At 40.4% G+C, this 25,246-nt stretch carries 25 protein-coding genes; 5 read left to right on the forward strand and 20 right to left on the reverse strand.

What is annotated here, in order from left to right:
• Positions 1 to 107 precede the first annotated feature (107 nt).
• The 16 genes from argF to MK370_RS04045 form a co-directional block, all read right to left on the reverse strand.
• Positions 108 to 1,124, reverse strand: coding sequence for an ornithine carbamoyltransferase (gene argF, locus MK370_RS03970; RefSeq protein ID WP_002896073.1), 1,017 nt, complete (start codon positions 1,122 to 1,124; stop codon positions 108 to 110).
• Between the two features lie 50 nt (positions 1,125 to 1,174).
• Positions 1,175 to 2,404, reverse strand: coding sequence for an arginine deiminase (gene arcA / locus MK370_RS03975; RefSeq protein WP_268684247.1), 1,230 nt, complete (start codon positions 2,402 to 2,404; stop codon positions 1,175 to 1,177).
• Positions 2,405 to 2,693: 289 nt separating this feature from the next.
• Complete coding sequence (locus tag MK370_RS03980; RefSeq protein ID WP_268684248.1) at positions 2,694 to 3,380, reverse strand: Crp/Fnr family transcriptional regulator; 687 nt, start codon at positions 3,378 to 3,380, stop codon at positions 2,694 to 2,696.
• Between the two features lie 47 nt (positions 3,381 to 3,427).
• Positions 3,428 to 3,925, reverse strand: a complete 498-nt coding sequence (locus MK370_RS03985) for a DUF1648 domain-containing protein (protein WP_002932849.1) — start codon at positions 3,923 to 3,925, stop codon at positions 3,428 to 3,430.
• Complete coding sequence (locus MK370_RS03990) at positions 3,912 to 4,193, reverse strand: autorepressor SdpR family transcription factor (RefSeq protein ID WP_002896078.1); 282 nt, start codon at positions 4,191 to 4,193, stop codon at positions 3,912 to 3,914. The genes MK370_RS03985 and MK370_RS03990 overlap by 14 nt, the downstream gene beginning before the upstream one ends.
• Positions 4,171 to 4,959 carry a YhfC family intramembrane metalloprotease gene (locus tag MK370_RS03995; protein ID WP_268684249.1) on the reverse strand — a complete coding sequence of 263 codons (789 nt, stop codon included), beginning with the start codon at positions 4,957 to 4,959 and terminating at the stop codon, positions 4,171 to 4,173. The genes MK370_RS03990 and MK370_RS03995 overlap by 23 nt, the downstream gene beginning before the upstream one ends.
• A gap of 191 nt (positions 4,960 to 5,150) precedes the next feature.
• Positions 5,151 to 6,230, reverse strand: a complete 1,080-nt coding sequence (locus tag MK370_RS04000; protein ID WP_268684250.1) for a serine hydrolase — start codon at positions 6,228 to 6,230, stop codon at positions 5,151 to 5,153.
• Between the two features lie 134 nt (positions 6,231 to 6,364).
• On the reverse strand, positions 6,365 to 6,970 hold the full coding sequence (sodA, locus tag MK370_RS04005) for a superoxide dismutase SodA (RefSeq protein ID WP_268684251.1): 606 nt from the start codon (positions 6,968 to 6,970) through the stop codon (positions 6,365 to 6,367).
• A 62-nt stretch (positions 6,971 to 7,032) separates the two neighbouring features.
• Positions 7,033 to 8,079: a DNA polymerase III subunit delta gene (gene holA / locus MK370_RS04010; protein ID WP_268684252.1), complete on the reverse strand. Its 1,047-nt coding sequence runs from the start codon at positions 8,077 to 8,079 to the stop codon at positions 7,033 to 7,035.
• 251 nt (positions 8,080 to 8,330) lie between these two features.
• Entirely contained in the window at positions 8,331 to 9,473 is a 1,143-nt protein-coding gene (locus tag MK370_RS04015; protein ID WP_268684253.1) for a DUF805 domain-containing protein, read from the reverse strand.
• A 138-nt stretch (positions 9,474 to 9,611) separates the two neighbouring features.
• The gene (locus MK370_RS04020) at positions 9,612 to 11,852 is read right to left on the reverse strand and encodes a DNA internalization-related competence protein ComEC/Rec2 (protein ID WP_268684254.1); all 2,241 of its coding nucleotides are present in this window, start codon (positions 11,850 to 11,852) and stop codon (positions 9,612 to 9,614) included.
• Positions 11,836 to 12,516 carry a helix-hairpin-helix domain-containing protein gene (locus tag MK370_RS04025; protein ID WP_268684255.1) on the reverse strand — a complete coding sequence of 227 codons (681 nt, stop codon included), beginning with the start codon at positions 12,514 to 12,516 and terminating at the stop codon, positions 11,836 to 11,838. The genes MK370_RS04020 and MK370_RS04025 overlap by 17 nt, the downstream gene beginning before the upstream one ends.
• 188 nt (positions 12,517 to 12,704) lie before the next feature.
• Positions 12,705 to 13,262 carry a DUF6036 family nucleotidyltransferase gene (locus MK370_RS04030; protein ID WP_268684256.1) on the reverse strand — a complete coding sequence of 186 codons (558 nt, stop codon included), beginning with the start codon at positions 13,260 to 13,262 and terminating at the stop codon, positions 12,705 to 12,707.
• Positions 13,255 to 13,539, reverse strand: a complete 285-nt coding sequence (locus MK370_RS04035) for a hypothetical protein (protein WP_014713812.1) — start codon at positions 13,537 to 13,539, stop codon at positions 13,255 to 13,257. Before MK370_RS04035 ends, MK370_RS04030 begins: the two co-directional genes overlap by 8 nt.
• A 53-nt stretch (positions 13,540 to 13,592) precedes the next feature.
• Positions 13,593 to 14,030, reverse strand: coding sequence for a hypothetical protein (locus tag MK370_RS04040; protein WP_117281700.1), 438 nt, complete (start codon positions 14,028 to 14,030; stop codon positions 13,593 to 13,595).
• On the reverse strand, positions 14,023 to 14,937 hold the full coding sequence (locus tag MK370_RS04045; RefSeq protein ID WP_268684257.1) for an IS1595 family transposase: 915 nt from the start codon (positions 14,935 to 14,937) through the stop codon (positions 14,023 to 14,025). The genes MK370_RS04040 and MK370_RS04045 overlap by 8 nt, the downstream gene beginning before the upstream one ends.
• 323 nt (positions 14,938 to 15,260) lie before the next feature.
• Here MK370_RS04045 and MK370_RS04050 point away from each other — a divergent pair, with 323 nt between their 5' ends.
• Positions 15,261 to 17,696, forward strand: coding sequence for an HsdM family class I SAM-dependent methyltransferase (locus tag MK370_RS04050; RefSeq protein WP_268684258.1), 2,436 nt, complete (start codon positions 15,261 to 15,263; stop codon positions 17,694 to 17,696).
• A 160-nt stretch (positions 17,697 to 17,856) separates the two neighbouring features.
• On the opposite strand, the gene MK370_RS04055 is transcribed toward MK370_RS04050, so the two are convergent.
• Positions 17,857 to 18,405, reverse strand: a complete 549-nt coding sequence (locus MK370_RS04055; RefSeq protein WP_268684466.1) for an HXXEE domain-containing protein — start codon at positions 18,403 to 18,405, stop codon at positions 17,857 to 17,859.
• A 72-nt stretch (positions 18,406 to 18,477) separates the two neighbouring features.
• A complete protein-coding gene (locus MK370_RS04060; RefSeq protein ID WP_268684259.1) occupies positions 18,478 to 19,218 on the reverse strand; it encodes a lysophospholipid acyltransferase family protein in 741 nt (246 codons plus the stop codon).
• A gap of 157 nt (positions 19,219 to 19,375) precedes the next feature.
• Between MK370_RS04060 and MK370_RS04065 the strand changes: the two genes are divergently transcribed.
• The 4 genes from MK370_RS04065 to MK370_RS04080 all read left to right on the forward strand — a co-directional run bounded on the left by MK370_RS04065 (position 19,376) and on the right by MK370_RS04080 (position 23,702).
• Positions 19,376 to 21,715 (forward strand): cation-translocating P-type ATPase, encoded by a 2,340-nt coding sequence (locus tag MK370_RS04065; protein ID WP_268684260.1) that lies wholly within the window; start codon positions 19,376 to 19,378, stop codon positions 21,713 to 21,715.
• Between the two features lie 128 nt (positions 21,716 to 21,843).
• A complete protein-coding gene (locus MK370_RS04070) occupies positions 21,844 to 22,590 on the forward strand; it encodes a tRNA1(Val) (adenine(37)-N6)-methyltransferase (protein ID WP_268684261.1) in 747 nt (248 codons plus the stop codon).
• Entirely contained in the window at positions 22,580 to 22,843 is a 264-nt protein-coding gene (locus tag MK370_RS04075; RefSeq protein ID WP_002896092.1) for a GIY-YIG nuclease family protein, read from the forward strand. Before MK370_RS04070 ends, MK370_RS04075 begins: the two co-directional genes overlap by 11 nt.
• Complete coding sequence (locus tag MK370_RS04080; protein ID WP_268684262.1) at positions 22,836 to 23,702, forward strand: DapH/DapD/GlmU-related protein; 867 nt, start codon at positions 22,836 to 22,838, stop codon at positions 23,700 to 23,702. The genes MK370_RS04075 and MK370_RS04080 overlap by 8 nt, the downstream gene beginning before the upstream one ends.
• A 44-nt stretch (positions 23,703 to 23,746) precedes the next feature.
• Here MK370_RS04080 and MK370_RS04085 read toward each other — a convergent pair whose 3' ends face one another.
• Together MK370_RS04085 and MK370_RS04090 are read right to left on the reverse strand one after the other, a co-directional pair.
• A complete protein-coding gene (locus MK370_RS04085; protein WP_023915926.1) occupies positions 23,747 to 24,280 on the reverse strand; it encodes an isoprenylcysteine carboxyl methyltransferase family protein in 534 nt (177 codons plus the stop codon).
• A gap of 182 nt (positions 24,281 to 24,462) precedes the next feature.
• Positions 24,463 to 25,209, reverse strand: a complete 747-nt coding sequence (locus MK370_RS04090) for a DeoR/GlpR family DNA-binding transcription regulator (protein WP_125336543.1) — start codon at positions 25,207 to 25,209, stop codon at positions 24,463 to 24,465.
• Positions 25,210 to 25,246: the final 37 nt, after the last annotated feature.

Here is a 25,246-nt window from a genome sequence, read left to right on the forward strand (position 1 = left end):
AAATTTTCAATAAGGAAATAAGCATTCCTTATCATATAAAAGAGGGCCGGACTAAAGCTATTAGTCGCAGCCCTCATAGCTGTTGGTAGACGGTTTCTTATGTAAAATTACACTTTTGGAATGTAGAGGTTTCCAAGAGTTGCAGCCATAACCGCTTTAATTGTGTGCATACGGTTTTCTGCTTGGTCGAAATGACGAGCATATTTGCTGCGGAAGACTTCGTCTGTTACTTCCATTTCCTCTACGCCGAATTTTTCAGCGACATCTTTACCGTAAACAGTATTTGTATCGTGGAATGCTGGTAAGCAGTGCAAGAAAATCAAGTTTTCGTTATCAGCCTTCTTCACCAAATCCATGTTTACTTGATAAGGTTTAAGGAGGGCAACGCGTTCTGCAAACTTGTCTTCTTCACCCATTGATACCCAAACGTCTGTGTAAAGAACATCAGCGCCTTTAACTGCTTCGTCAGCATCTTCTGTAATCAGCACACGAGCGCCGCTTTCTTTAGCAAAGCCTTCTGCCAATTCAACGATTTCTTTTTCTGGGAAGAGTTCTTTTGGTGAGAAGATGTGAACGTTGACGCCAAGGATAGCTCCTGTAACCAGCAAACTGTTGGCAACGTTGTTACGTCCATCACCACAGTATACCAATGTCAAGCCTTCCAGACGGCCAAAGTTTTCTTGAACAGTCAAGTAGTCAGCCAACATTTGAGTTGGGTGCCATTCGTCAGTCAGACCATTCCATACTGGAACACCTGAGAATTCTGCCAATTCTTCTACCATGCGTTGGCTGAAGCCACGGAATTCAATCCCGTCAAACATACGGCCCAAAACTTTAGCAGTATCTTCTGTAGATTCTTTCTTGCCAAGCTGGATATCGTTAGCACCAAGGTATTCTGGATGTGCTCCAAGATCAATAGCTGCTGTTGTAAAAGCTGCACGAGTACGAGTAGATGTTTTTTCAAACAAGAGAGCGATATTCTTACCAGCAAGATAGTGGTGTTGAATGTTGCGTTTTTTCAAATCTTTCAAGTGAGCTGAAAGACCGATAAGGTATTCTAACTCAGCACGGCTAAAGTCTTTTTCTGCTAAGAAGCTACGTCCTTGGAATACTGAATGTGTCATTCTATTATTTCCTCTTTCTATTCTTTGAGTATCAGTAAAATACTGGATTCCTAAATTTCTTCACGTTCAAATGGCATAGACATACAGCGTGGTCCACCACGACCGCGAACCAATTCACTTCCGCGGATCTTAATCAAACGCAAGCCGTATTCTTCCAAAATCTTGTTAGTAACGGTGTTACGGTCATAAACCACTACCACACCAGGTGCGATAGTCAAGGTGTTAGAACCGTCATTCCACTGCTCACGCGCAGCAGCTACGATATTGCCACCACCACAGCGAATCAGGTGAACTTTTTCCACACCAAGGTTTTCTGCCAAGATTTCTGCCAAATCACCTTTTTCTTCAACAATCTTAAGTTTATCATCAACATAAGTTACAGAGTAAACGCGAAGATCGCCTTCGATTTCTGGGTGGATCGTGAACTTGTCATAGTCAACCATCGTAAAGACAGTATCCAAGTGCATGAACTTACGGTTGTTGGCAAATTCAAAAGCCAAAACTTTCTTGAAGCCAACATTTTTCTTGAAGATATTGACCAAGAGTTTTTCGATAGAAGCTGCGTCTGTACGTTGTGAAATACCAACTGCCAGCACGTCTTTTGAAAGAACCAGTTCGTCCCCACCTTCGATACGTGTATCTTCTTCACGGTTGTAAACAAGTTCAACATTTCCACCGTATACTGGGTGATGTTTGAAGATGTATTTACCGTAGAGAGTTTCACGATTACGAGTATCTGCATACATGTGGTTGAGCGATACAGCATTACCAATTGTAGCAAATGGGTCACGTGTGAAGTAAAGGTTTGGCATTGGATCAATAGCGAATGGATAATCAGATTCCACCAAGTCCGTCAAGCCTTTTGCTTCTTCAGGAATTTCTGGTAATTCAACTTTTTGAACTCCTGCCATTGTTTTTTCAACCAACTCTTGGTTGTTTTTGATACCATTGAGCAGTTCGCGAATAGCCTTTTTAGTTTCACGGCCGCGAATATTGGCTTCTTCCAGATATTCTTCGATGAATTGCTCACGGATTTCTGGAGAAGTCAGTGACTCAGCAGCCAGCTGCTCAAGATAGAGCACCTCAACTCCTTCATTGCGAAGCGCTTGAGCAAAGTTGTCATGTTCTTTTTGTGCATCTTCCAAGAAAGGAATATCGTCAAAAAGAAGACGTTCTAAGTAGTCCGGCTGCAAGTTTTCTAACTCCTTGCCAGGACGGTGCAACATAACTTTTTTCAGTTTTCCAATTTCTGAGAAAACACGAATTGGATGTGTAGACATCTACTGTCCTCCTTTTTCTTTGCGGTTTAGGTTTTCCTAAGCCCGTTTACATGTACTATTCTAGCATTTAATGCTACCGCTTTCAAGAAAAAGCCAACATTGCAAATGCCAAATCCTTTGCTTTTTTTGATTTTTATTTTTATAATATTCTTTTTTAAAGCGTTTTCTTTGAATATTTTACTGATTATATTATTTTTGTGAATATTTATTTTTTAAAACAAAATCAATACACGGTTAATATTAGAATATTTTGAATTTATTTAACAAAAAAGAAGCTAATCAGAACCGATTAGCTTCTAGCAAGGTATTTCATAAAATACTCTTTCTCTTTAAAAGTTAATTTTTTATGTTGGTATTCAATCCGACCTTCATCCAAGAGCTTTTTCAGAACTTGATTGACCGTTTCCCGAGTTGTGGCTCCTAGTTTTGCCAACTCTTTCATACTGATAGGAAAGGGCAGGCTATCCCCCTCCTTGCACAAATCCATGCAGAGCAGCGACAGAGACTGGATAACACGCTCACTGGCACTGGCCGCTACGACATTGCGCAATCTCAATTCCTGAAATTCCAAGATTTGCGATAAGCGCTTGGTAATGAACAACAGCTGGTCCACACTCTTCTTTGAATAATCTTCAAACAAATCGATAGGAATGGACAAATATTCGACATTGGTGACAGCGCTGGCTGTGTAATGATAGCGCTCATCAAAAAACATACCTCCATAGGGGAAAACACTGTCTTTCTTGACATGATCCATATAAGAAAATGTGTCTGTCGAATCATACTGCTCAATCCGAACATAGCCTTGAGACAAGAGAAAAAGGCGCTCACGCCGGTCTCCTGCAAAAAAGATAATTTGCCCTTTTGGAATCTTGCGATACTGAATCTCTACTGCTAATTTATCAAAAAGCTCCACTGGCAGATTGACAAAGGCAGGGTGATGCCGGATATATTGATAATGCTCTTTGGTAATCATGATAACCCTTTTATTTGATACTTGATACCATTATAGCATAAATCCGCTTACAAATAGAAAATGCTGACTATAAAAGTAAGAAATCCTAACAAAACAAAGAGGTGTGCCCATTTTCTATTCATGGAATTTCTGTCAGCTTGTACTTTTTTGGGCAAGTAATTGCCTACAATTATGAAAACCAAAGCAACTAGCATAGTTGCTATTTTACGCACATCAAAACTCTCATTTAAACCCCGATAAATGGTAGCTAGATACAGCGAAACAAAGGTAAAAGGAAATATCCAGCGAATAAGGTGCTTAAAGGTTCTATTCAATATATCTTTGGCAATGGTTGTCCAATAGATCATAACTTCTAGCAGCATCATGACAATTGGAAAAGCCGAAACTACTAAAAACTTAGGTAAAAAAGCATTTCCTTTTCCAGATAAGTCAAAATGAATAGCCAGGTTTTCCGGTAATGTTTGATAGACCCAGATGGCATATAAAACTGGCAAGAGCATGACGCCAAGCGCCCAGCCTAATTCTTGTAAACTATTTTTTTTCATTTTCGTTTCCTCCTCCAAGAGATTGAAACCAGACAAGAATTTCTTCAAAAACAGTGACATCTAAGCTATAATATATAAAGTTCTTCTGCTTTTCTTCTATGAGCAGACCGGCTTTCTTTAGCTGAGAGAGGTGGTAGGATACCGTCGCAGGCGTCAGCTCAAAAGCTTGGGCAATTTCCCCTGCAGACTTCGGACCATGCTTGAGCATTTCCAGAATCCCCCTTCGAACTGGGTCAGCTAGAGCTTTAAGCGTTTGACTGATCCCCATGATTGAACCTTTCTTTCAGGTAAACTTTCAAAATTTTCTTGGTCAGAAAGACTAGTGCCACTACTTCTACCAAGAGCAGAGCTTCAACTGCAAGTGGCGGAAGAACGCCTACCTGAGCTAGAGCAGGCGCTAAGTCAATCAGGGCGTGAAGTCCCAGCGCAGCTAAAAAATACACTGAAGCCTTCTCCTTGACCGCCTTCCAAACCCAGAAGGTCAGCAAGATTTGGATAAGAATAGCCAAGATCCGCTCAAGAGCCAAAAGATAGATGCTACCAGCGCTCATGGAACGGACATAATCAATCGTTGCCTGGGGAATTTGAGCCAGCGTCTGGGCATTCCCCTGAGTCACTACCTGAGCTATAACCCAAAAGTTTAAGAGACTGACAATACCAACAAACAAAGCCTCAATACCACCATGCCCCAAGCCATAGGCCACACCATCCCTAAAGGTCAGTGGACGCTTCTTTTGCAGCCAGTAAAAGATGACCCAGCGGGCTGTTTCTTCAAAAATAGCTGCCGCAGCAACAACATAAAGAACGTATAGCAAAGGATTTTCCGTCTGCAAAGCGATAGTCCCATCAGCCTGAGGCTGTAAAACGATACGGTGCAAAATATTTTCCAGAACTTGACTCGATAAATAAAAACCAACCCCCCCTAAAAGAAAGACTAATAGAGAAATGTGCTTGGTCTTTTTAAAATAAACCAAAGGAACAAGGACTGCCCCTAAAATCAGCAGCATGGCAATCAATATATGAATAGAAATCATCGTTTTTTCTCCTGAACTGTTTTGGTTTTTTTCTAAATAGATTATACACCTTTCCCTTCTTTCTGTCAAATCTATTTCGAATTTTTTCTAAATAACTTCAATCTAAAAATCATCAAGCTCTACTGCCATTAAAAACCAAAAATACGCCCAGATTTTCATCTAAAGCGTATTGATTTGTGATTTCTATTAGATTAGTTCATATTAACCCGGTGCCATTCATTGATGACGTAGGCTAGCTGACCAACTTGCTCAATTCCGACACCGCTGATCTCATCACTGGCCTCGGTGCTACCACCCAGATAAGCCGTATAGAGAGCTATAATATAAGGCTTCTCTTCCATGACTAGAGCATCCACATTGAGCGCCTCACGAACATATCCAGGCTTTTGATAAATGGTAATGTCACGCAGATAGCGCTTATAATACTCACCTGGGAAGGATTCACCAATATAATAAAGGATATCCTTGTACTTATCCTGATTTTTAGACAAATACTCAAGGACCTGAATATAGTAATCCGTCGTGGTCTTATTATTCTCTCGGTTGATAGTCTTAATGTCAGCTTTGGACTGGCCATAACGGCTAAACATATCATAGGCTTTTTCCATCCCGCCCAGACGCTCTGCTAAAGCGTAGGCTGGCGTATTTTCAGAATACACCAAGGAATATTCCTGCATGTCTGATATGCTCATAGCACCGTTGAAAGCACCGACATAGTTATCATGTTCGCCCCTATATTCATAGTTTGTATTGGTAATATCAAACCGCTCGTCCATAGAAAGCTTACCGGCAGCCACCTCATCTACTACCAGCATATTGAGAGGGAGCTTGTAGGTCGATCCCGCAGTCATAGGCTGGGTGTCATTCATTGCAAAGGTCTTGCCGGTCGTCAAATCCTTATATGAAAATGCAATCTGGGAGGGTTCAATTCCCATTTCGGTCATATAAGCCTGAATGACCTGAGTCAAATCCAAATTTGCATAGTCAAATCGAAGCCCTAAAGCATCCATAGTCGAGCCGTCCGCTTCCATGACCTTCTGCTTTTCCTCTGGACTTTTTTCAACAGGCTTTGGCTTTTCTTCAACTGGTTTGGAATCAGGCTTGGCTTTCTCTGTTCCCTGTTCTTGCTCGCCAGATTTTGCAAGTTGGGCAGTCTCTTGTGCTTTCTTTTCAATGGCCTTATTTCGTTGGGTTATAAAAAGGAAGATGAAGCCCAGCAGACAAAGACAAGAAACCACAGCTACGATAATCGTTACAATTTTTTTACTCAAAACATTTCTCCTAGCATTTGTATTATAAAAAATTATGAGGAAAATAACAAGTCAAATCTAGAAAAAGGCATTTTAAGCATCAAAAAAGGCAAATCATTGATTGATTTGCCTTTTTATATATTGAAGCTACCTGTTTATTTAGCAGCAGCGTAAAGTTCGTCAACCTTTTTCCAGTTAATAACTGAGAAGAAAGCTTGGATGTAGTTCGGACGAAGATTGCGGTATTTCACATAGTAAGCATGTTCCCAAACATCCAGTCCCAAGATTGGAGTTTTACCTTCTGAAATAGGAGTATCCTGATTTGCTGTTGAGGTTACTTCCAACTTGCCTTCTTTGTTGACAACCAACCAAGCCCAGCCAGAACCAAAACGAGTTGTAGCCGCTGCAGTGAAAGCTGCTTTAAAGTCTTCAAATGATCCAAAAGTAGCTTCAATATCTGCTGCCAATTCTGCAGATGGTGATGTTTCTGCTGGTGTCATCAATTCCCAGAAAAGAGCGTGGTTAAGATGTCCACCACCGTTGTTGATGACTGCCTGACGGATATCAGCTGGAATAGACTCCACATCAGCCAATAATTTTTCCAAGTCTTCACCGATTTCAGGATGTTTTTCAAGCGCAGTATTAACATTCGTTACATAGGTATTGTGGTGCTTGTCATGATGCAAGTGCATTGTTTCTTCATCAATGTAAGGCTCCAAAGCATCGTAAGCGTAAGGAAGATCAGGTAAGATAATTGCCATTTGATAGACCTCTTTTTCTATATGATTATAAAAATGATAACGCAATCATTAGAATTTTTCAACTATTTTGCTTGTAACTCACCCGTTGCAATCTTGAGCAGAGCCAAATCAAACAGGTAATCTTTATCATACAGCCCCGACTTAATCTGAAAATCCGTTTCAATCAAACAGGCCATAGTCTTTTTAAGAAAGGCTAAACTCAGTGAGCGAGCATCCTTTAAGGCAAACTTGACTTGATAAGGATTGACCTTGCGGCCTAGATAGTCGGACAAATCAGACACAATCTGACTCTCAGCTCTGCCATTTTCCGCTAAAACCTTAACCTGCGTAAAGATACGAAACTGCCCCAGCATAATGGCAATAAGCTTGATTTCATCCTCACCTTGAAGAGTCAAATCTCGTACCAAGCTTCTGGCCTCATCAATCTTCTGCTGCAAAATTAGCTGGGTCAGGTCAAAAATATTGTCCTGAAGGGTCTTGGGAATGGCCTCGACAATGTCTTCTAAACCAATCTGACCGGACTCTTTATATCCTTTCAGAAAGGCTAAATTTTTACTGACTTCACTGAACTGAAAACCTGATTTCAGCAGCAACTGATCGAAAGCTGTCGGAGCAAATTGTAATCCTTCTGCCTGTGCCTCTTTGCTGAAATAAGCCCGTAGATCTGCTTCCTTGAGTTCTTCAGCCTCAAAAATTCTCCCATCCCGTTTCAGCAGTTTGACCAGACGGCGCTTGCTATCCAATTTGCCTTCTGCAAAGATAACCAGACGAGTCGTATCCGCTGGATTTTCCAGATAACTTTCGAAAGATTTGAGTTCTTCATCAGTCAGATAGCGCTTCTTGGCTGTTGTCAAATCAGCAAAATGATCCAAAATCACGATTTTTTCATCCGTAAAAAAAGGCAGACTGACCAAGTCCAACTCCACATCCTGATAGTTTGCTTCTTTCATATCGAAAATAGCAGTGTTCAAATCGCCCGGTTGAAACTGAATCTGGTGGAGAAACTGCTCCTTCAAAAACTCAAACTGCCCCAACTCATCCCCAGTCAAAATGGTCAAAGCAGGAAGATTGCTTGACGTGATTTTTTTAATTTCCTCAATAGCTAACACCGAAAGTCTCCCCTGCTCTATATTTCTTGTCAATTTTTTTCATGTATTGATTGTAACAAAAAAGAGTCGGAAAGTCTGCTATTTTCTTTGCAAACAAAATCTAATTTTTGAGTATATCTGCTATATAAATATAAACTGTTACTAGCTTCATTTTTCTTTGTTCTAAAAAACTATCAATGTCCAGTTCTGTTCAAGATTTTCTGAGAGCGACAGAGCAAAAAGAGCTGGAAAACTTCCAACTCTTTCTTTGTTTATTCTTGGTTTTCAGTTGCATCATCTACACTGTTTTCAACTGGTGCAGTAGGTTGCTCCTCTTGGATTGGTGAAACAAAAGGATTATCTTGAACAGGTACTTGAGTTCCAAAATCTTGAGGTGTTGACTGCTCAGGTGTTTCAGCAGTAAATGGATTTTGAACTGGTTCCACTTGCTCCGCTGCCTGGCTTTGATCAGAAACAGGTTCTTCTGAAACAACTGGCTGAACAAATGGTGCGCTTTGAACTGGTTGTTGTGGCTGTTGACCAAACTGCTGGCCTTGGAAGCCACCTTGTTGCGGCTGTTGGCCAAATGGTTGGTTTTGGACAGGTTGCTGTGGTTGTTGACCAAACTGCTGGCCTTGGAAACTACCTTGTTGCGACTGTTGGCCAAATGGTTGATTTTGAACTGGTTGTTGTGACTGACCAAACTGCTTGCCTTGGAAATCACCTTGCTGAGGCTGTTGACTAAAAGGTTGATTTTGAACTGGTTGTTGTGATTGACCAAACTGGTGTCCTTGGAAACCGACTTGCTGTGGTCGTTGACCAAATGGTTGATTTTGAACTGGTTGTTGTGATTGACCAAACTGTTGGCCTTGGAAACCGACTTGCTGTGGCTGTTGACCAAACTGGTGTCCTTGGAAACTTTGTTGACCGAACTGCTGGCCGTAATTATTTGAGGTCACACCCGGTTTAGAACCTTGGCAAAGCAGAACAAGCAAAGCAATCCAACATGGTACTGCAATTAAAATCCCAATAACATCTAAAATAGGGATGAGAGAAAGAATGCTTGGACCTACTCCTAAAAATATAAAAGCCCAATGAAAATTAGCATCCCGAAGTCGACGAACTGTAATAGCAAGACTAGGAATGAGAGTAGCTAAATAAAAAATTCCTAGAACAAAGAGAAAGAAAATACCTAGTCCAGATAAGGCAAAAATATCACCAGGATTTGGAGTATAGTCATATTCAAGTTCAGCCATATAATTAAATACAGCAGCCATCAAAGGAATAACCACTATTAAATTAAGAGGTAAGGTAATCAAAATATTACACAAAACTACCCACCAATAATCTGAACGGCTGGAACGTCCTGAAAAATCAGCATATTGTTTCCAATATTTTTTATATGCAGTAAACATAAAATTCTCCTCTATAAATTATTTATGATAAAAATTATTCTATCACAAATACATAAGTAAATCAATATTGTTTCTATTATTGAACTTAAGTGGGATCTACTAGACTTTGTGTGACACTCTATCCATCAAAACTAAATTTTAACGCACTGTTTCAATCCTCCAGGAATTCCAACCAGTAAACCGAATGGCCCCCTGCTGGTCAGTTCGATAGATGGCTGTATTAAACTTCTCAAATCTTTGCAAGGTTTCCTGATGCGGATGTCGATAACGATTATTCTGACCGGCTGATATCAAGGCCAGATTCGGCTGAATTTGCTCTAAAAACTCTGGACTGGAAGAGCCTTTGGAGCCATGGTGTCCTGCTTTTAAGACATCTGCTTTCAGCTGAGGGAATCGCTGCAGCAGTTCAATCTCTCCTTGTCTTTCCAAATCACCTGTAAACAAAAATTTTGTCTGAAAGAACTCCCCGTAGAGTACAATCGAATCATCATTTCCACCGTCGCCTGTCCCACTAGGATAGAGAACCTGCAAAGCTGAGTCAAATACCGGAATCTCATCTCCCACTTCTACGACATGGACAGAAGTTTCTATCTGCTCCAGTTTTTGAACAAAATCAAGCTGAGTCAGACTTCCTTTAGAAACGTAGATTTCCTTGATAGAAAAATGCTTAGCTACCTCCAGCATATCGCCCATGTGATCGGTATCGGTATGAGTCAGGACCAATACATCCAGACTAGCAACGCCACGACTTTTGAGATAGGGAATTAAGGTCTTTTCTGAATTGGATGAAGTCTGTCGCTCCTGCCAAGCCTCCTTCTTTCCTATCTCGACTCGTCCTCCAACGTCAATCAAAATCGTCCTGCCCTGCCAGTCCCTGAGAAAAATGCTATCTCCCTGACCAATATCCACTACTGTGATCTCGTTTTGCAGCGGATGCTTTGTTAGGAAAAATAAAAGAAGAGCGAGCAAACTAAAAGATAAAAGCCAGCTTTTCTTTCTCCGAAAGTCATAGATTAAAGCCAAAACCAAAAGCAGAGCGAACAGTAACCAGATGTTGGGCTTTCCAAAAATCAAAGGGCGCGGAGCAAAGTCAGCTACCCAACGAATCACACCTTCAAGTATCTGAAAGAAAAAATTTACTTGAGAGATTTTTATAAGTGGTGACAAAATAAAAATGAGGGTTAAGCCTGGCAGCATCAGCAGGTCAAAGAGTAGTGAAAATAGAAAAGTCAGAAGTACGGACCAGGGCTGAAATTCTGCAAAGTAGTAGATTAGTATAGGCAAAATCCCCAATGAAATAGTCAGACTTTCCGCTAAAAGCTTCCGAAACGGCGGCAACTTTTCAAAATCCATCATAGAAATCAAAAAGGCATAGGCGCAGGACAAGACACCGCCTGCTGTCAGAAGAAAATTGGGCATGATGATGGAGAGAATCATCAGTGTCAGAGCAAAATTGTCTAATCTGGTCAGTCCTTGCTGGGCCAACAACTTCTGAACTAAGCTTCTGACGACAGAAACAGAAAAGCCTGTCAGTCCAGCATAGATAAATGAAAAAGGCAGCTGCAAGGCGTTTACTGTCTCCCTCTTCATCCCCAAACGTAGAAGAATTCTGCGAAAACCATCCAAAAAGAAACCGACCTGCATACCAGACAAGGCAAACAAATGGATGATACCCAAGCTAGAATAGAGGTCACTCATTTCCGCAAACTCCGTATCCAAGTCACCAAATAAGAGTCCAGTCATGTAATGGGTCATTGGACTAGGAAAATTATTCCGAATATAGACCAGCGCTTTTCTGCGCCAGACAGACAGCCAATCGAGTGGATTAAGGCTGGAAATTGGTCTTAGTGACTGAATCTTATTGATTTTTAAGGTACGGTAAATCCCCTGAGTCTTTAAATAAGCCTGATAGTCAAAGCCCGAAAAATTTCGTTGCTGCTGGGCCTGTTCAAACTCTGCTTCCATATCAAGGACGACCAAATCTGTCAGTTGCTGAAAAGCTTCCTTTTCACTGGCTGATTTAATCTTGTAGAAGACCTGATAAAGTCGACCGTCCGTTCGCCCTCGAAAGGATAGGGAGTCTCCATTGACCTTGATCGTATCCGGCAAGACCTGAACCGAGCTAGCTGAAGGAGGTTCCTGCCTAAATGCCTGCTCTGCTATTTCCCGGCGAAGCAAGAAAAAGAGGACAAAAAGGGACAGAAATGCCAAGGCAGCTAGACTTTTTTTGAGAGGATAGCTGAAAAAGAGACGAAGCAGAAGGACACCTAGCCCAAAATAAGCCAAGGAACTGCCAGAATAGACTGCAAAATAGGCCCATACAAGGATGAAAGCTAGATAGATAGGGGTGAGGGGTAACTTTTTAATCCACTGTGACATATTCTTTCAGCTTTTCTAAGGTCTTATCTCCAATACCTGACACCTTTTTCAGATCATCTACTGACTTGAAACGGCCAGCACTTTCGCGGTAGGCGATAATGTCTGAAGCCCGCTTCTGTCCGATGCCTGAAATGGTCTGCAATTCAACCTCTGTCGCCGTATTTAGATTGACCTTATCCGACTTTCCACCACTGGCACCAGCAGAATCAGAAGCTCCTGCTTGATGCTGGCCAGTCTGTGTGACATCGGCTCCTTCTTCACCAATCTTTGCCACATAGATGACTGCTTCATCCGTTAATTTTTGTGCCTGATTGATGGACTTAGCCTCGGCGTCTGCTGTCAATCCGCCAGCTTTTTGGATGGCTTCATGGACTCTCGCTCCTGATCTAAGCTCATAGACGCCAGGATTCTTGACTGCTCCCTTAACATCCACAGTGACCTGCTCACTTTCCTCTTCGTCCGGCTTAGACTTATAGTCAATCTTTTCGCTTTCTTCATCAGCTGAGCTGGATGAGGAAGTTATTTCTTGGCTCAAGGCGGCTACCTGATTTTGCGGCTGGTGATTTCCTTTGATGAGGAAAAATCCACCTAGCACAGCGCCAACTGCTGCCAGACCGACAAAGAGCTTGTATTTCTTCAGCTTTTCAATGATTTCTTCAAGCATATTTTTCTCCTTTGTCTTTTTATTCGTAAAAGATTGCAAAAAAATAAAACAAGCCGAGAATATTTTCAGCTTGTCATATTTTAAAATCTGGGAACTATATACCTGTTTACACTAACCACAATATGGAGTGCTTCCGAAATATACAAAAAAGGAGACTTCCGAAATGGAAATCGTCTTTTAATGTGATGTCAATAATATTTTCTAAGTTTATCTTGATTTTCTTTGAAAAAGTTCTCTAACCAATCCATGCCATAAGCATAGCTAAAACCTTCTAGGAGAACTGAAAAGTCAATACTATCAAAGCCCATTTTTTTCAAACCATCAAAGGTGTTGAATGGTGAACGAAAATGCTTGTATTTAATAATCGCTCCAATATCTTTTAAATCCTGTTCTCTAGTACTCACCATCTTCATTCCCAACACATACTCAATCGAGGCTGCTAAAACCGTTAGATTCTTAAACGAGTACAAGGTTTCACATAAACTTAACGGTGGCTGTTTATTCATATTTGCCACATTATTGTTGAGCCATAGCTCTTCGTGAGTGTTAAGATTAAACTCTTGTCCGACACGAGCGATAATTTCATTGATTTTTTGGCTTTCTTCATAAAAAGCATCCACATCTTGCGTTGCACGCAAACCATGATATTCCAAGACATAGCCACCAACACAGATAATGGTCAAAGTAAGATTTGCCTGAACCAATTCCTTATTCAAGGCTTCAAAGACAGGTTTCATTTTATCCATGTTTGTATTTCTCCATCATTTTTTGAACATTGGCTAATTTAGCTGGCTTATTTAATGAAATCACATATTCATGAGTTGGTGTGTGCTCTTGAATGGCATACTTTAAGCTAACCTTTTGAAAATCAGTTAATTCTTTGGAGACTAGTAATTTCTCAACATCCTCATTTGTTAAATAAGAATGGTCTTCAAAAATGACTTTTCGCAAATAACGAAACCAATGACTTGCATTGAAACGTGATTGCTTGGATGCATTTATCATATAATCATACCAATCCATCATCTTCCTCCTGTAAGATTTAGTTCATGTTATTGTCGTTTATATTTAAAAGTCTAACTTTTTCTCTTTCTTAACTGTTTATCTTCTTTAGGATTATAATTCAAAGCCTGTTGTAGTTTCAAATCAAAATCAGAAAGTTCTAGTTTTTCCTCCTCAAAAGGAATATCGGGAAGTTTAAAACGAAATTTTTTATAAAAGAAAGTGTTGAACTCCTCTTTGTTATCTGAAATATCTACTAGAGTATCTAGTTCGGAAAGTCGATTCTGTATGCTGATTTTTGTAATATCGTCGAGCTTTTGGTAAATTGCATAATACGATAAATCTTGGAAAAATTTCCGATGCGATTTAACAACTGCCTGAGTATAAGGGCAATTATAATAACTGAGATATTTTTTGTAAAAATTATCAGATAGAGAAATTTGGTAATCTACTAACTTATTGTCAATCGTTTTGGAAACTGTTCGCTCCATTTCTGCATGTAGTTTATCCATGGATTAGCTCCTTGTATTTTGTACGAACTCCTGAAGATGCTAGTAGAAGATTGAAGCGGTCATTATCCGCCATACTACGAGTATTATAGCGGAATACAAATTCATACACGTAGTCCTGCAAATGTTTCTTAGACCATGAATGGTAAATTCCTAATACCCCTCGTTTAAGTCCTGCCCAGAAACCTTCAATCGTGTTTGTATAAATATCATCAATGACATACTCATGAGCACCATGGTTTACAAAAGCGTGGTCATACATCTTCGCAACTTTATTATAACCTAACCATTCATCAGTGTAAAGTTGAGCGGTATCTTTAACAAATTTAACGACTTGTTCTGTCAGAGTTTTTATACCTGTATCACTTACTTTATAAGCATTTAATTTTCCTTCTCGTGCAACCATACCGACAACTGGAGTTTTATCTTTTAGAGAACGACCTTGTGCATTTTTGACCTTTTTAGAATTATGACGATTCTTATTTTTACCACCAATATAGGTTTCGTCTACTTCGACAGTTCCGTCCAACTCATTGTTATTTTCTGAGCCAAAGCATCTACGAATACGCTCTAACATAAACCAAGCAGTTTTCTGAGTAACGTGAATGTCTTTTGACAGTTGAAGTGAGGAAATACCTTTTTTGTGAGAAGTCACCATCCAAATAGCGATAAACCATTTTTGAAGAGAGACCTTAGTATTATCAAACATCGTACCAGTTTTAACGCTAAAATATTTACCAGTATTCTTGCACCTATATTTACCATTCTTGCATTTATAAACCTTAGATGTTTCATCAAAAGGACTGACTACATAGCCATTCCAACGAATTTTTTCTAAATGTTGTTCACAATGATAATCACTTGGGAAAGCATTCATCAAATCGTACAATGACCTAAACTCACCTAACATCTCTCTGCTCCTTTTATATTGTAAATCCATTATATCATTTAAAACATAAAAGTCAACAAAATGGTGTAAAATTGGGTATAATTCTTTTCAAAACTAGTATTTTGTGATATAATAGTATTGTTATATAAGCAAGGAGAAAAATATGACAGAAATCAAATCAAATCAAATCAAATCAAATCAAATCAAATCAAATCAAATCAAATCAAATCAAATCAAGCTGATTATGTAGCTACTCAGCCTTTTTGTCAACCCCTTTTGAAGACTTTTTCACGTTTGTGTGAGAAGGTCTTTTCTGTTATCAGAAATGAGGTGGCGTAACGTAAATGGTTAGAAAAGATAAGATAGTTACACCAAGCGTCACTCAAAAACTTCAAGAATTAGGTTATAATGTTTCTGATTGGGATGATAGCCAGACAGAATCAAAATTAACAAGTGAAATAATTGAAGTTCTATCGCACTCTTCTAAGGAAATGAACGGGAAAAATGGTATTCCTGATAGAATTTACTGTAATAAGGAAAAAAGATTATTAATTCTTGTTGAAGAAAAACCAACAATACAGGAACACGAATTAGATAGTATCAAAAAAGGATGTGTAGAAGGACTCAAATGGTATCTAAGTAAATTTGCGATTAAAGAGTTCTCCACGTGGAAAGTTGTTGGAATTGCTGTTAGCGGGGATGTGTATGATGAGTACAAGCATAAGTTTAGCTGCTATTATATAGACACAAAACAAAATATCAAATATATTGACAAGGTGTCTAATTTTCTTACTGAGACGGAATTTTTGGCACTATTCAACAACCTTGACGAAGAAAAAGCGATTGAAGATATAACAAAAGTAAGTAAGAAGGTAAATAATCTGTTACGGTCAATTGATTCGCAAAAACGACCTACACTACTTGCTGTACTAATGATTTGTCTCTACAATAAATCTGAGAATTTTTACAATAATTTTCCCGATTTATACCCTAGCTATACTCCAATTCAAATACTTGATAACCTATATCCTACGGTAAAGGGAATTTTAGAAAAAGAAGGTATTCCTGAAAATAAACTGAGAGCTTTAGAAGGAGAGTTGGGTTCAATAAAAACAGATGTAAATTTGCAAAACACTGCAATTCTTAAACAAATTCTAGATGAGTTGAATCAAAAAGTCATCCCACTGTTTAATAATCATTTCTCAACCAATTCAAACTATGATATTATGGGTAAGTTTTATGAAGAATTTCTAAAATTTGCAGGAGTATCTAACGTAAAGAAAGGGATTGTGCTAACCCCAAGGCATATAACTGGCTTATTTACAAAACTCATACCCTTAAAAGCAAACGATGTAATTTTAGACCTTTGTTGTGGTACTGGTGCATTTTTGATTGCTGGAATGAATAAACTACTATCTATACAGGGTGCAGATGAAAAAAACATAAAAGAAAATCAGTTACTCGGATTTGAAATTAATTCTACAATGTATATTTGTGCTATCTCAAATATGCTGTTCAGAGGAGATGGAAAATCTAGAATATACAATCTGGATTCTGTTAATGATAAAGAAGCTGACAAAATTTTAGAAGAATTAAAACCGACGATTGGATTTATCAATCCGCCATATTCAGGTAAAGAAAACAAGGATGACCCTACTCCAAAAGAAATAACATTCTTGAAAAAACTGTTAGACAATTGTTCAAGGTATGGGGTGGTAATTGCTCCATTATCAATGTACTTCAAGGATAAATCGCTTAGAAATAAGATTCTATCTAAGCATACTTTGAAATATGTCATCAATATGCCAAAAGACCTATTTCAACCTAACGCTTCAACCAGTACAGCAATAGCTGTTTTTGAAACACATCTTCCTCACGATTATAATAATGATGTTGTTTTTTATGATTTGAAAAATGATGGTTTTATATTATCCAAAAACAAGGGTAGAACAGATATATACGACCATTGGAATGATATTGAAGAAAAACTACTCAATGAACTTATTCACGGAAATACATCGGATGGGTACAACATTATTCGAACTAAAATCAAAAAAGGTGATGAATGGACAGTATATGCTCATTCTCGAACAAACTATGATGAGTTATCCAATAGGGATTTTGTTAAGACTATATCTGATTACCTTCTTTATCGTTCAAAACAAGAATTGTCGTTACTTGAAGAAACGGGACTATCAGAATTTCAAGAAATAAATTTACTTTCAAATTTTGTAGGTGAAAAATTGAGTAATTCAACGACTATATTTCCTGCACCCGATAAAAATATTGATGAAATAAATTGGGATTACTTCAATATAAACAAAGTTTTTGATAATATTGAAGGAACAAAAGGAGCTACTACTTTTGACCTCATTCAAGGCATGGATATTCCATATATTGCAGCTAAGAAAAAAGACAATGGGTTTGATAGATTTGTCTCAAAAGAAGGAAATGAAGAGTATATTTCTAATGGAAACGGAGTAGTTTTTGTGAACTTGGGTGATGGAAGCGGAGGATATTCAACATATCAACCAGAACCATTCATAGGAATGAATGGTAAAACTTCTGTTGGATATAGCGAGCATTTGAACAAGTATACTGCAATGTTTTTGATAACTATTTTAGACAAAGAACGTTACAAATATTCTTTCGGTAGAAGCTGGAGCGGAGAACGTTTCAAAAACACAGAGTTATATCTCCCCAAAAATAATCTCGGAGAGATAGATTGGCTTTATATAGAAGAATATATAAAAAGTTTACCCTACGCAAATTTAATTTAATAAAAAGACGATTTCCTCAATTTGGAAGTCGCCTTTTTTAATATTGTCGAAATACCACATATTGTGGTTGTGTAAACAGATATATAGTTCCCTAAAATCTTTATTTTGCAAGAAGTCGTATAGGATAGAAGTGGCATTGATGAAAATAGGAGCTGTAATATCAATTTACTTTGCTTATCCTGTATATCCAAGCTTCTAACTTATGAGCTTTGCTATGTAAAAAAGCAAGGTTTACTAGAAGAAAAGCCATCACAAGCGCGCTTAGAATCAGAAGCAGCGGCCAAGAAACTGCCTGCTGACTTAGATAATGGACAAAGACCAAGATGAGTATAGGAAAAGTCAACAAAGCTGTGAAGCCGCCCGGTACCCAACGACGAAAGCGAAACACTTGCATGATATGGCCCAGCAGATGGAGAGTATGACAGAAGCCAATAGCTAAAACTAGCTCGGGAATGCGAAATAGAATGGCAAGCAACAAAAGGATAAAAGCCAATAGAAATTCCTCCGCAATCATCAGAGCAATGCTTTCAGCAGAAAGATAACTTCCTCTTCTGGCAATGAACATCTCCTTTTGATAGTCTTGATGGTCTTGATTCTGAGAAATCCAAGGCCGAATCAGGATAATCTCATCAAACTCGTGCAGCATAAATAGTGATAAGGTTACAAAAGATAAAAAAGTAAGAGACATAGCATCCTCCTTATAAAACATACCAACATTATAACTCACTTGCATACAAAAATCAGCTCCCAAGCGAGATTACTCAGTAAGCTGATTAGTATCTTATTTTCTATGCTTGTCTGGATCCCAGACAAAGCTAGCAAAAAAGCTGAAAATGATGGTCAAAATTCCAATCAAAATAGCAGGAATAAAGACAAAGGCACGTAAAATCCGCAAGAAAATATTGCCTTTCTTTTGTGTCTGGTAAGGTGCTACTTCAGCATCCAGACGGTCAAATTCCGCATGAACACGGCGGGCCACTTCCTCAACTCCCTCATCATTCATCTTCTTAATGTCTGAAATATCAATGGGATTACCAAAATTCATGTCCACGCGCTCTCCAGCTGCCAAACCTTTGAGGCTCATGGGACCAGCATAGACTACTGGCATGATACGGACCTTAGCCATCTTAGCAATCACTGCCACTCCTCCCTTGACATCCGTAGAATGGCGGCTGCCGCTTGGGAACATAATCAGAGAGCGATTGCTCTTTTTCAGCATATTGACAGGGTACTTGATAGCTGACGGGCCAGGATTTCCCCGGTCAATAGGAAAGGCACCACACATGCGAATCCACCAGCCGAACACCCGATTTTCAAAGAGCTGTTTCTTAGCCATGAAAATGAACTGCTTGGGTTTGGTCGCAAAAGCCATGTAAACTGGATCCCACCATGTCCGGTGAGGAGCCACCAAGATATAATTTTCATCTTTTGAAGGAATCTTTTCTTTATTGTGGTAATGCGCATTGCCGTTCAAGGTCCACAGGATAAAAATCACTAAACCTCGCAAATAGGTATAAAACATAAACTCTCCTTATTTCAAACCAAAATTATACTTGAAATTTATTACATCCTTTCCCATTATACCCTATACCCTTATAGTCTGCAATATTTTTCCAAACTTTGGCTGTAACAGCTGATTCGGATAGCTATTTACATAAAAAAATGGTATCATTAATCTCATGAACAAGAAAGAATTAATTGGTTTAAACCAAACCCAAGTAGATGAAAAGATTTCGCATGGCCTGACCAACGATTTTACAAGTGACACCAGTACTAGTAACTGGCAAATCGTTAAGCGGAATGTTTTCACCCTTTTTAATGCCCTTAACTTTGTTATTGCTCTAGCATTGGTCTCTGTCCAAGCCTGGAGCAATCTGGTCTTCTTCGCAGTAATCAGCTTTAACGCCGTCACTGGTATTATTACAGAGCTGCGAGCCAAGCACATGATTGACAAGCTCAATCTGGTCAGCCGAGAGCTGGTCACAGTCATCCGCGACGGCCAGAAAGTCAAGATTCAGCCAGAAGAAATTGTGCTGGGTGACTTGATTAAGCTGTCAGCCGGCGAGCAAATTCCCAGTGATGCCCGGGTGGTAGAAGGTGTTGCCGAGGCCAATGAAGCCATGCTGACAGGGGAGAGTGACTTGGTTCTCAAGGAAGAAGGCGCCGAGCTGCTGTCCGGTAGCTTTCTGGCCAGTGGGCAGATTTATGCTGAGGTGCACCATGTCGGCGCAGACAACTATGCCAACAAGCTCATGACTGAGGCTAAAACCCTCAAACCTATCAACTCGCGCATTCTTTACAATCTTGGGAAAATTTCCCGCTTTACCGGAAAAATTATCATTCCTTTCGGAATGGCTCTCTTCTTTGAAGCCCTTATGATAAAGGGATTGCCTGTCAAAGACTCTGTCATTACTAGCTCGACAGCTCTTTTGGGTATGCTGCCTAAGGGAATTGCCCTTCTGACAGTCACGTCACTTCTGACAGCTGTCATCAAGCTCGGCATGCGCAAGGTGCTTGTTCAGGAAATGTATTCTGTTGAGACCTTAGCTCGGGTAGATACTCTCTGTCTGGACAAGACCGGGACAATTACCCAAGGTAAGATGACCGTTGAAGCCTTGCATAGCCTGTCAGATAAGTTTTCTGATGAGACAGTCGGTCAAATCTTAGCAGCCTACATCCAAACCAGTGAGGATAATAACCCAACAGCTCAGGCTATCCGCAAGGGCTACAGCCATCTGGAGCACACCTATACTAGCGACAATGTCATCCCATTTTCTAGTGACCGAAAATGGGGCGCAATGCATTTATCAAGTGTTGGAACCATCTTTCTGGGAGCGCCCGAAATGCTGCTGGACAGAAATCCTGCAGCGGTTGGAGAGGCTCAAAAACGCGGATCGCGGGTTTTGGTGCTGGCTCACAGCGACCAAGTGCTAGACAAACACAGCATCCAACTGCCTGAAGATGTGACCGCTTTAGCTGTTCTGGAAATCACTGACCCTATTCGGGAGGGAGCGGCCGAGACACTGGACTACCTGCGCTCTCAAGATGTTGATTTAAAAATCATCTCTGGTGACAATCCAGTGACCGTTTCCCATATTGCGAGCCAGGCTGGATTTACCAATTACGACAGCTACATCGACTGCTCTAAAATCAGCGATCAAGAACTGGTTGAGCAAGCAGAAGAAACAGCCATCTTTGGCCGTGTTTCTCCTCATCAGAAGAAGCTGCTAATCCAGACTCTTAAAGCCGCTGGTCGGACAACAGCCATGACGGGAGATGGGGTTAATGATATCTTGGCCTTACGTGAAGCAGACTGTTCCATCGTCATGGCAGAGGGCGACCCCGCAACTCGGCAGATTGCCAACTTGGTCCTTCTTAATTCCGACTTTAACGATGTCCCTGAGATTCTTTTTGAAGGCCGCCGAGTCGTTAACAATATCGGCCGGATTGCTCCGATTTTCTTCATCAAGACCATTTATTCTTTCATCCTGGCTATCATCTGTATCGCCAGTATCCTGCTCGGAAAATCTGAATACCTCTTGATTTTCCCATTCATCCCGATTCAAATCACCCTGATTGACCAGTTTGTCGAAGGTTTCCCGCCCTTTGTCCTCACCTTTGAGCGCAATATTAAGCCGGTTGAAAAACACTTCCTCAAACGCTCCCTGCAGCTAGCTCTGCCAAGCTCCCTCATGATTGTCTTCAGCGTGCTATTTGTCCGCATCTGGGGCAGCAGCCATGGCTGGAGCGATATAGAAATGGCAACCCTGACCTACTACTTACTAGGCAGCATCAGCTTCCTGTCCGTCATTAGGGCCTGTCTGCCACTCAACCTCTGGCGTAGCCTGCTCGTTATCTTCTCTGTCTTTGGCTTCTATCTATCAGCCTTTGTCCTGCAGCACCTTTTGGAAATTGCAACGCTGACAGCCGCAACTTTGCCAGTCTATCTGATCCTCATGGTCGTTTTCGGGCTTGTCTTTGTTGCCTGCACCATCAAGCAGAAATACAGATTTGATTAAGGGCTAGCTAAAAAAGAATTATCATTTAAGCTCATGGAAACATGCGAGAATCCTCGCATGTTTTTTGATTGTGCAAAAACTTCTCATATCCCTTTGGAATCCTTGCTAAATCATGCTATAATTGACTTATGAACGAAGCAAAACTAAAAGACGGAGAACGAGTCAACCAGCTCTTTTCAACGGATGTCAAGATTATTCAAAATAATGAGGTCTTCAGCTATTCGGTAGACAGCGTGTTGCTTTCCCGCTTTCCTAAGCTGCCTCAGCGGGGGTTGATTGTCGATCTCTGTGCTGGAAATGGCGCTGTCGGACTTTTTGCCAGCACTCGGACCAAGGCTCAGATTTTGGAAGTCGAGATCCAGGAACGTCTGGCAGACATGGCTGAGCGCTCCATTGAGCTCAATGACTTGACCCAACAAATGCAGGTCATTCAGGACGATCTGAAAAACCTAGGCCAATATATTACTGGCAGCAAGGTTGACATGATTCTCTGCAATCCCCCATATTTCAAGGTTAACAAGCAATCCAATCTCAATGAAAGCCAGCACTACCTCCTAGCCCGACATGAAATCTCAACCAATCTGGAAGAGATTTGCAAGATTGCCCAGCGAATCCTCAAATCCAACGGTCGTCTTGCTATGGTTCATCGACCAGAACGCTTTTTAGATATTTTAGATACCATGCAAGCCCACAACCTGGCTCCCAAGCGCATCCAGTTTGTCTATCCAAAGCTGGGTAAAGAGGCCAATATGCTGCTTATCGAAGCGATTAAAGATGGTTCCCGCGACGGTCTAAAAATCCTGCCCCCTCTCTTTATTCACAATCAGGATGGCAGCTACACTCCGGAGATTCACGAGATTTACTATGGAAAATAAAGCCTATATGTACGTGCTTGAATGCGGGGACGGCTCCCTCTACACCGGCTACACAACGGATGTCCAAGCCCGACTCAAAAAACATCAAGCTGGCAAAGGAGCCAAGTACACCCGCGCTCGGCTGCCTGTCACCTTACTTTACCAAGAAGAACACCCTAGCAAGCCGGCTGCCATGTCGGCTGAAGCACTCTTTAAAAAGAAAACTAGACAAGCCAAACTGGCTTACATCAAAGAAAGGACTCAAAATGCCTGAAATCCAGTTTAAAGGCGACTTTCATCATATCGAAATTTCCCCAGATAGCCAGCTTGATATCGGTCAAGATGTCGTCTTCCAATCCTTTACCAGCCTCAGTGTAGCCAGTGGCGCACAACTCAAACTAGGAAACCGAGTTTTCTTCAATGACCACTGCACTGTCCGATGTCAGCACTCTATCGAAATCGGCAAGGACACCATGTTTGGCGATGGGGTCCGCATTTTTGACCATAATCATCAGTATTCTAATTACCATATTGAGAAGATTGATTTTACTGTTGCGCCAGTCAAGATTGGAGCTAACTGCTGGATTGGGGCCAATACTGTGATTCTCAAAGGTGTGACCATTGGTGATAATGTCATCATTGGAGCCAACAGCTTGATTTTCCAGGATATTCCCAGCAACTCTATCGCTATGAGCAAGGAAGAGCTTATCATCAAGGAGCGTCCACAGGGCAATTTCCATGCCTTCACGCTGACAGCTTCTGATACCTTGGAACAATTGGCCTATTTAGCAGAAAATCTGCCAGACTTGGAATTTCACATTGCTGCTAAGACCAATATTTCTCCTTACTTGGCCAGCTTTAAAGACTATCCCAATATCAACCTCTACACCAATATCCATCAGGATGACTTTATTGAGGATTTGCTTGATAGGGCGGATATTTACTTGGATATCAATCACTGGGGAGAAGTCGACCAAATTGTCCAAAGGGCTATCAGCAAGGGGAAGCCAGTTTTGGCTTTCAGCCAAACTGCCCACCAGCCTGAAGCAAATAGTTTACTTTTTGAAGCGAGCCAACCCCAGCAAATGGCTGATGAAATACGAAAATTCATGCAAGAAAAGGCTAGGACATAAACGTCCTAGCCTTTCTTTTGCAACTTGTGTGCATTATATTAACTTTATTCACCAGCAATCCCATTTGGAATAATAACTTCCTTGAGTAACTGCTCTTCTTCCTTGATACGGACATAGAGTGTGATACAGTAGAGCGGGAAGAGGATAAACAGAGCAAAGTAAGCATGACTGAGCAGGGCCAAGCCCACCAATTCTGGTACAACATTCAGGAAATAATTAGGATGTTTGACATTGCGAAATAGCCAGTGGTCAACAAACTTATGATCCTTAACCAGCATGAGCTTGATGGTCCAAACTGGTCCTAAAAGCTTGGCAACAAGGTAGAGCATAAACATAGAAAAGAGCAACAACACAGCCCCCAATAGGCTCACAAAGTCAAAAGCTGGCTTTTTCAGCAGCAATTCCAGAAAGCAAACTGCATAAAAAAGCATGTGCAGGTACTTCATGATAGTTGAGTTTTTCACCCCGTACTCCATACCACCCTTAGCCAGAATATCCTGCTCATTCTGAGAGGATTTCCTCAAAAACACCAAACGAAAAAGCGACACTGCCACAAAAATCACTATATTGATTGTCATAAGACCTCCTAAAATTTAATAATACATTTTATTATATAAGGAATTCCGCAGCAAAGTCAAGACTGTTGTTTACAAAATCGACCAAGATATAAAAAAACTGCGACTAGAATTTCTAGACAAAATCCTAGTCACAGCCTCTATAAAATATTTATTTGAAGCAGGTTTCTCTCACTGGTCAGACATCACAGAATTTCAACATAAGTGCTGTATTTTTCCTTGACTTTCGGAGCGATATTGTCGTCCGTCACAACTGCACTGAGGTTGTCCAGCCGGTAAAAAGAATAGAAGGAATAGCTGTCAAACTTGCTGTTATCGGCTACAATGTATTTGCTGATGGCATTGTTAAGGATAATCGCATCTCCGTTGCCTTCCTCTTCATTGCTGGTCGTAACATTATGACCGTCAATGCCATTCGCCCCAATAAAGGCTTTAGAAACCTTGATTTCTCTCAAAAGATTATTGGCAAACTGACCTACAAAGGTTTGAGTCTTAGCCCGATAACGTCCGCCAATCAGAATTAAATCTAAATTGGCTCTTTCTTTTAACTTTTCAAAAATTGGCAGCGAATTAGTGACAATGCTGATATTCTTTCCATCCAAATAGTCTCCGATAAAATCCGTTGTGGTGCCTGACCCAATAAAAACCGTATCCCCGTCAGCAATCAAATCCGCACATTTACGGGCAATCTGCTTCTTCTCCTCAACATTCAGCATCTGCTTTTCTGAGTGGGAAATCTCGTTGAGAGCATTCTTGACCTTCTTATGGGCTCCGCCATGAACGCGGGTCAGCATGCCCTGCTTCTCCAAATCAATCAAATCCCGACGGATGGTCATATCCGTGACACCCAGCATTTCCTTGAGGTTTTTAACAGCAACCACACCTGTTTGATCCAGTTCTTGCAGAATGATTCTATGTCTACTTTCTTTCATTTTACATTCTCCTTTTGCTCCTGAATTTCTTACAGAC

The organism is Streptococcus sanguinis (assembly GCF_026781265.1).
Classification (GTDB): Bacteria; Bacillota; Bacilli; order Lactobacillales; family Streptococcaceae; genus Streptococcus; species Streptococcus sanguinis_T.

Excerpts from the sequence above, each read along its gene's own strand:
- argF (WP_002896073.1), bottom strand. The coding sequence starts at position 1,124 with ATGACACATTCAGTATTCCAAGGACGTAGCTTCTTAGCAGAAAAAGAC.
- arcA (WP_268684247.1), bottom strand. The coding sequence starts at position 2,404 with ATGTCTACACATCCAATTCGTGTTTTCTCAGAAATTGGAAAACTGAAA.
- MK370_RS03980 (WP_268684248.1), bottom strand. The coding sequence starts at position 3,380 with ATGATTACCAAAGAGCATTATCAATATATCCGGCATCACCCTGCCTTT.
- MK370_RS03985 (WP_002932849.1), bottom strand. The coding sequence starts at position 3,925 with ATGAAAAAAAATAGTTTACAAGAATTAGGCTGGGCGCTTGGCGTCATG.
- MK370_RS03990 (WP_002896078.1), bottom strand. The coding sequence starts at position 4,193 with ATGGGGATCAGTCAAACGCTTAAAGCTCTAGCTGACCCAGTTCGAAGG.
- MK370_RS03995 (WP_268684249.1), bottom strand. The coding sequence starts at position 4,959 with ATGATTTCTATTCATATATTGATTGCCATGCTGCTGATTTTAGGGGCA.
- sodA (WP_268684251.1), bottom strand. The coding sequence starts at position 6,970 with ATGGCAATTATCTTACCTGATCTTCCTTACGCTTACGATGCTTTGGAG.
- MK370_RS04015 (WP_268684253.1), bottom strand. The coding sequence starts at position 9,473 with ATGTTTACTGCATATAAAAAATATTGGAAACAATATGCTGATTTTTCA.
- MK370_RS04020 (WP_268684254.1), bottom strand. The coding sequence starts at position 11,852 with ATGTCACAGTGGATTAAAAAGTTACCCCTCACCCCTATCTATCTAGCT.
- MK370_RS04025 (WP_268684255.1), bottom strand. The coding sequence starts at position 12,516 with ATGCTTGAAGAAATCATTGAAAAGCTGAAGAAATACAAGCTCTTTGTC.
- MK370_RS04030 (WP_268684256.1), bottom strand. The coding sequence starts at position 13,262 with ATGGATAAAATGAAACCTGTCTTTGAAGCCTTGAATAAGGAATTGGTT.
- MK370_RS04035 (WP_014713812.1), bottom strand. The coding sequence starts at position 13,539 with ATGGATTGGTATGATTATATGATAAATGCATCCAAGCAATCACGTTTC.
- MK370_RS04040 (WP_117281700.1), bottom strand. The coding sequence starts at position 14,030 with ATGGATAAACTACATGCAGAAATGGAGCGAACAGTTTCCAAAACGATT.
- MK370_RS04045 (WP_268684257.1), bottom strand. The coding sequence starts at position 14,937 with ATGTTAGGTGAGTTTAGGTCATTGTACGATTTGATGAATGCTTTCCCA.
- MK370_RS04050 (WP_268684258.1), top strand. The coding sequence starts at position 15,261 with ATGGTTAGAAAAGATAAGATAGTTACACCAAGCGTCACTCAAAAACTT.
- MK370_RS04055 (WP_268684466.1), bottom strand. The coding sequence starts at position 18,405 with ATGTTTTATAAGGAGGATGCTATGTCTCTTACTTTTTTATCTTTTGTA.
- MK370_RS04060 (WP_268684259.1), bottom strand. The coding sequence starts at position 19,218 with ATGTTTTATACCTATTTGCGAGGTTTAGTGATTTTTATCCTGTGGACC.
- MK370_RS04065 (WP_268684260.1), top strand. The coding sequence starts at position 19,376 with ATGAACAAGAAAGAATTAATTGGTTTAAACCAAACCCAAGTAGATGAA.
- MK370_RS04070 (WP_268684261.1), top strand. The coding sequence starts at position 21,844 with ATGAACGAAGCAAAACTAAAAGACGGAGAACGAGTCAACCAGCTCTTT.
- MK370_RS04075 (WP_002896092.1), top strand. The coding sequence starts at position 22,580 with ATGGAAAATAAAGCCTATATGTACGTGCTTGAATGCGGGGACGGCTCC.
- MK370_RS04080 (WP_268684262.1), top strand. The coding sequence starts at position 22,836 with ATGCCTGAAATCCAGTTTAAAGGCGACTTTCATCATATCGAAATTTCC.
- MK370_RS04085 (WP_023915926.1), bottom strand. The coding sequence starts at position 24,280 with ATGACAATCAATATAGTGATTTTTGTGGCAGTGTCGCTTTTTCGTTTG.
- MK370_RS04090 (WP_125336543.1), bottom strand. The coding sequence starts at position 25,209 with ATGAAAGAAAGTAGACATAGAATCATTCTGCAAGAACTGGATCAAACA.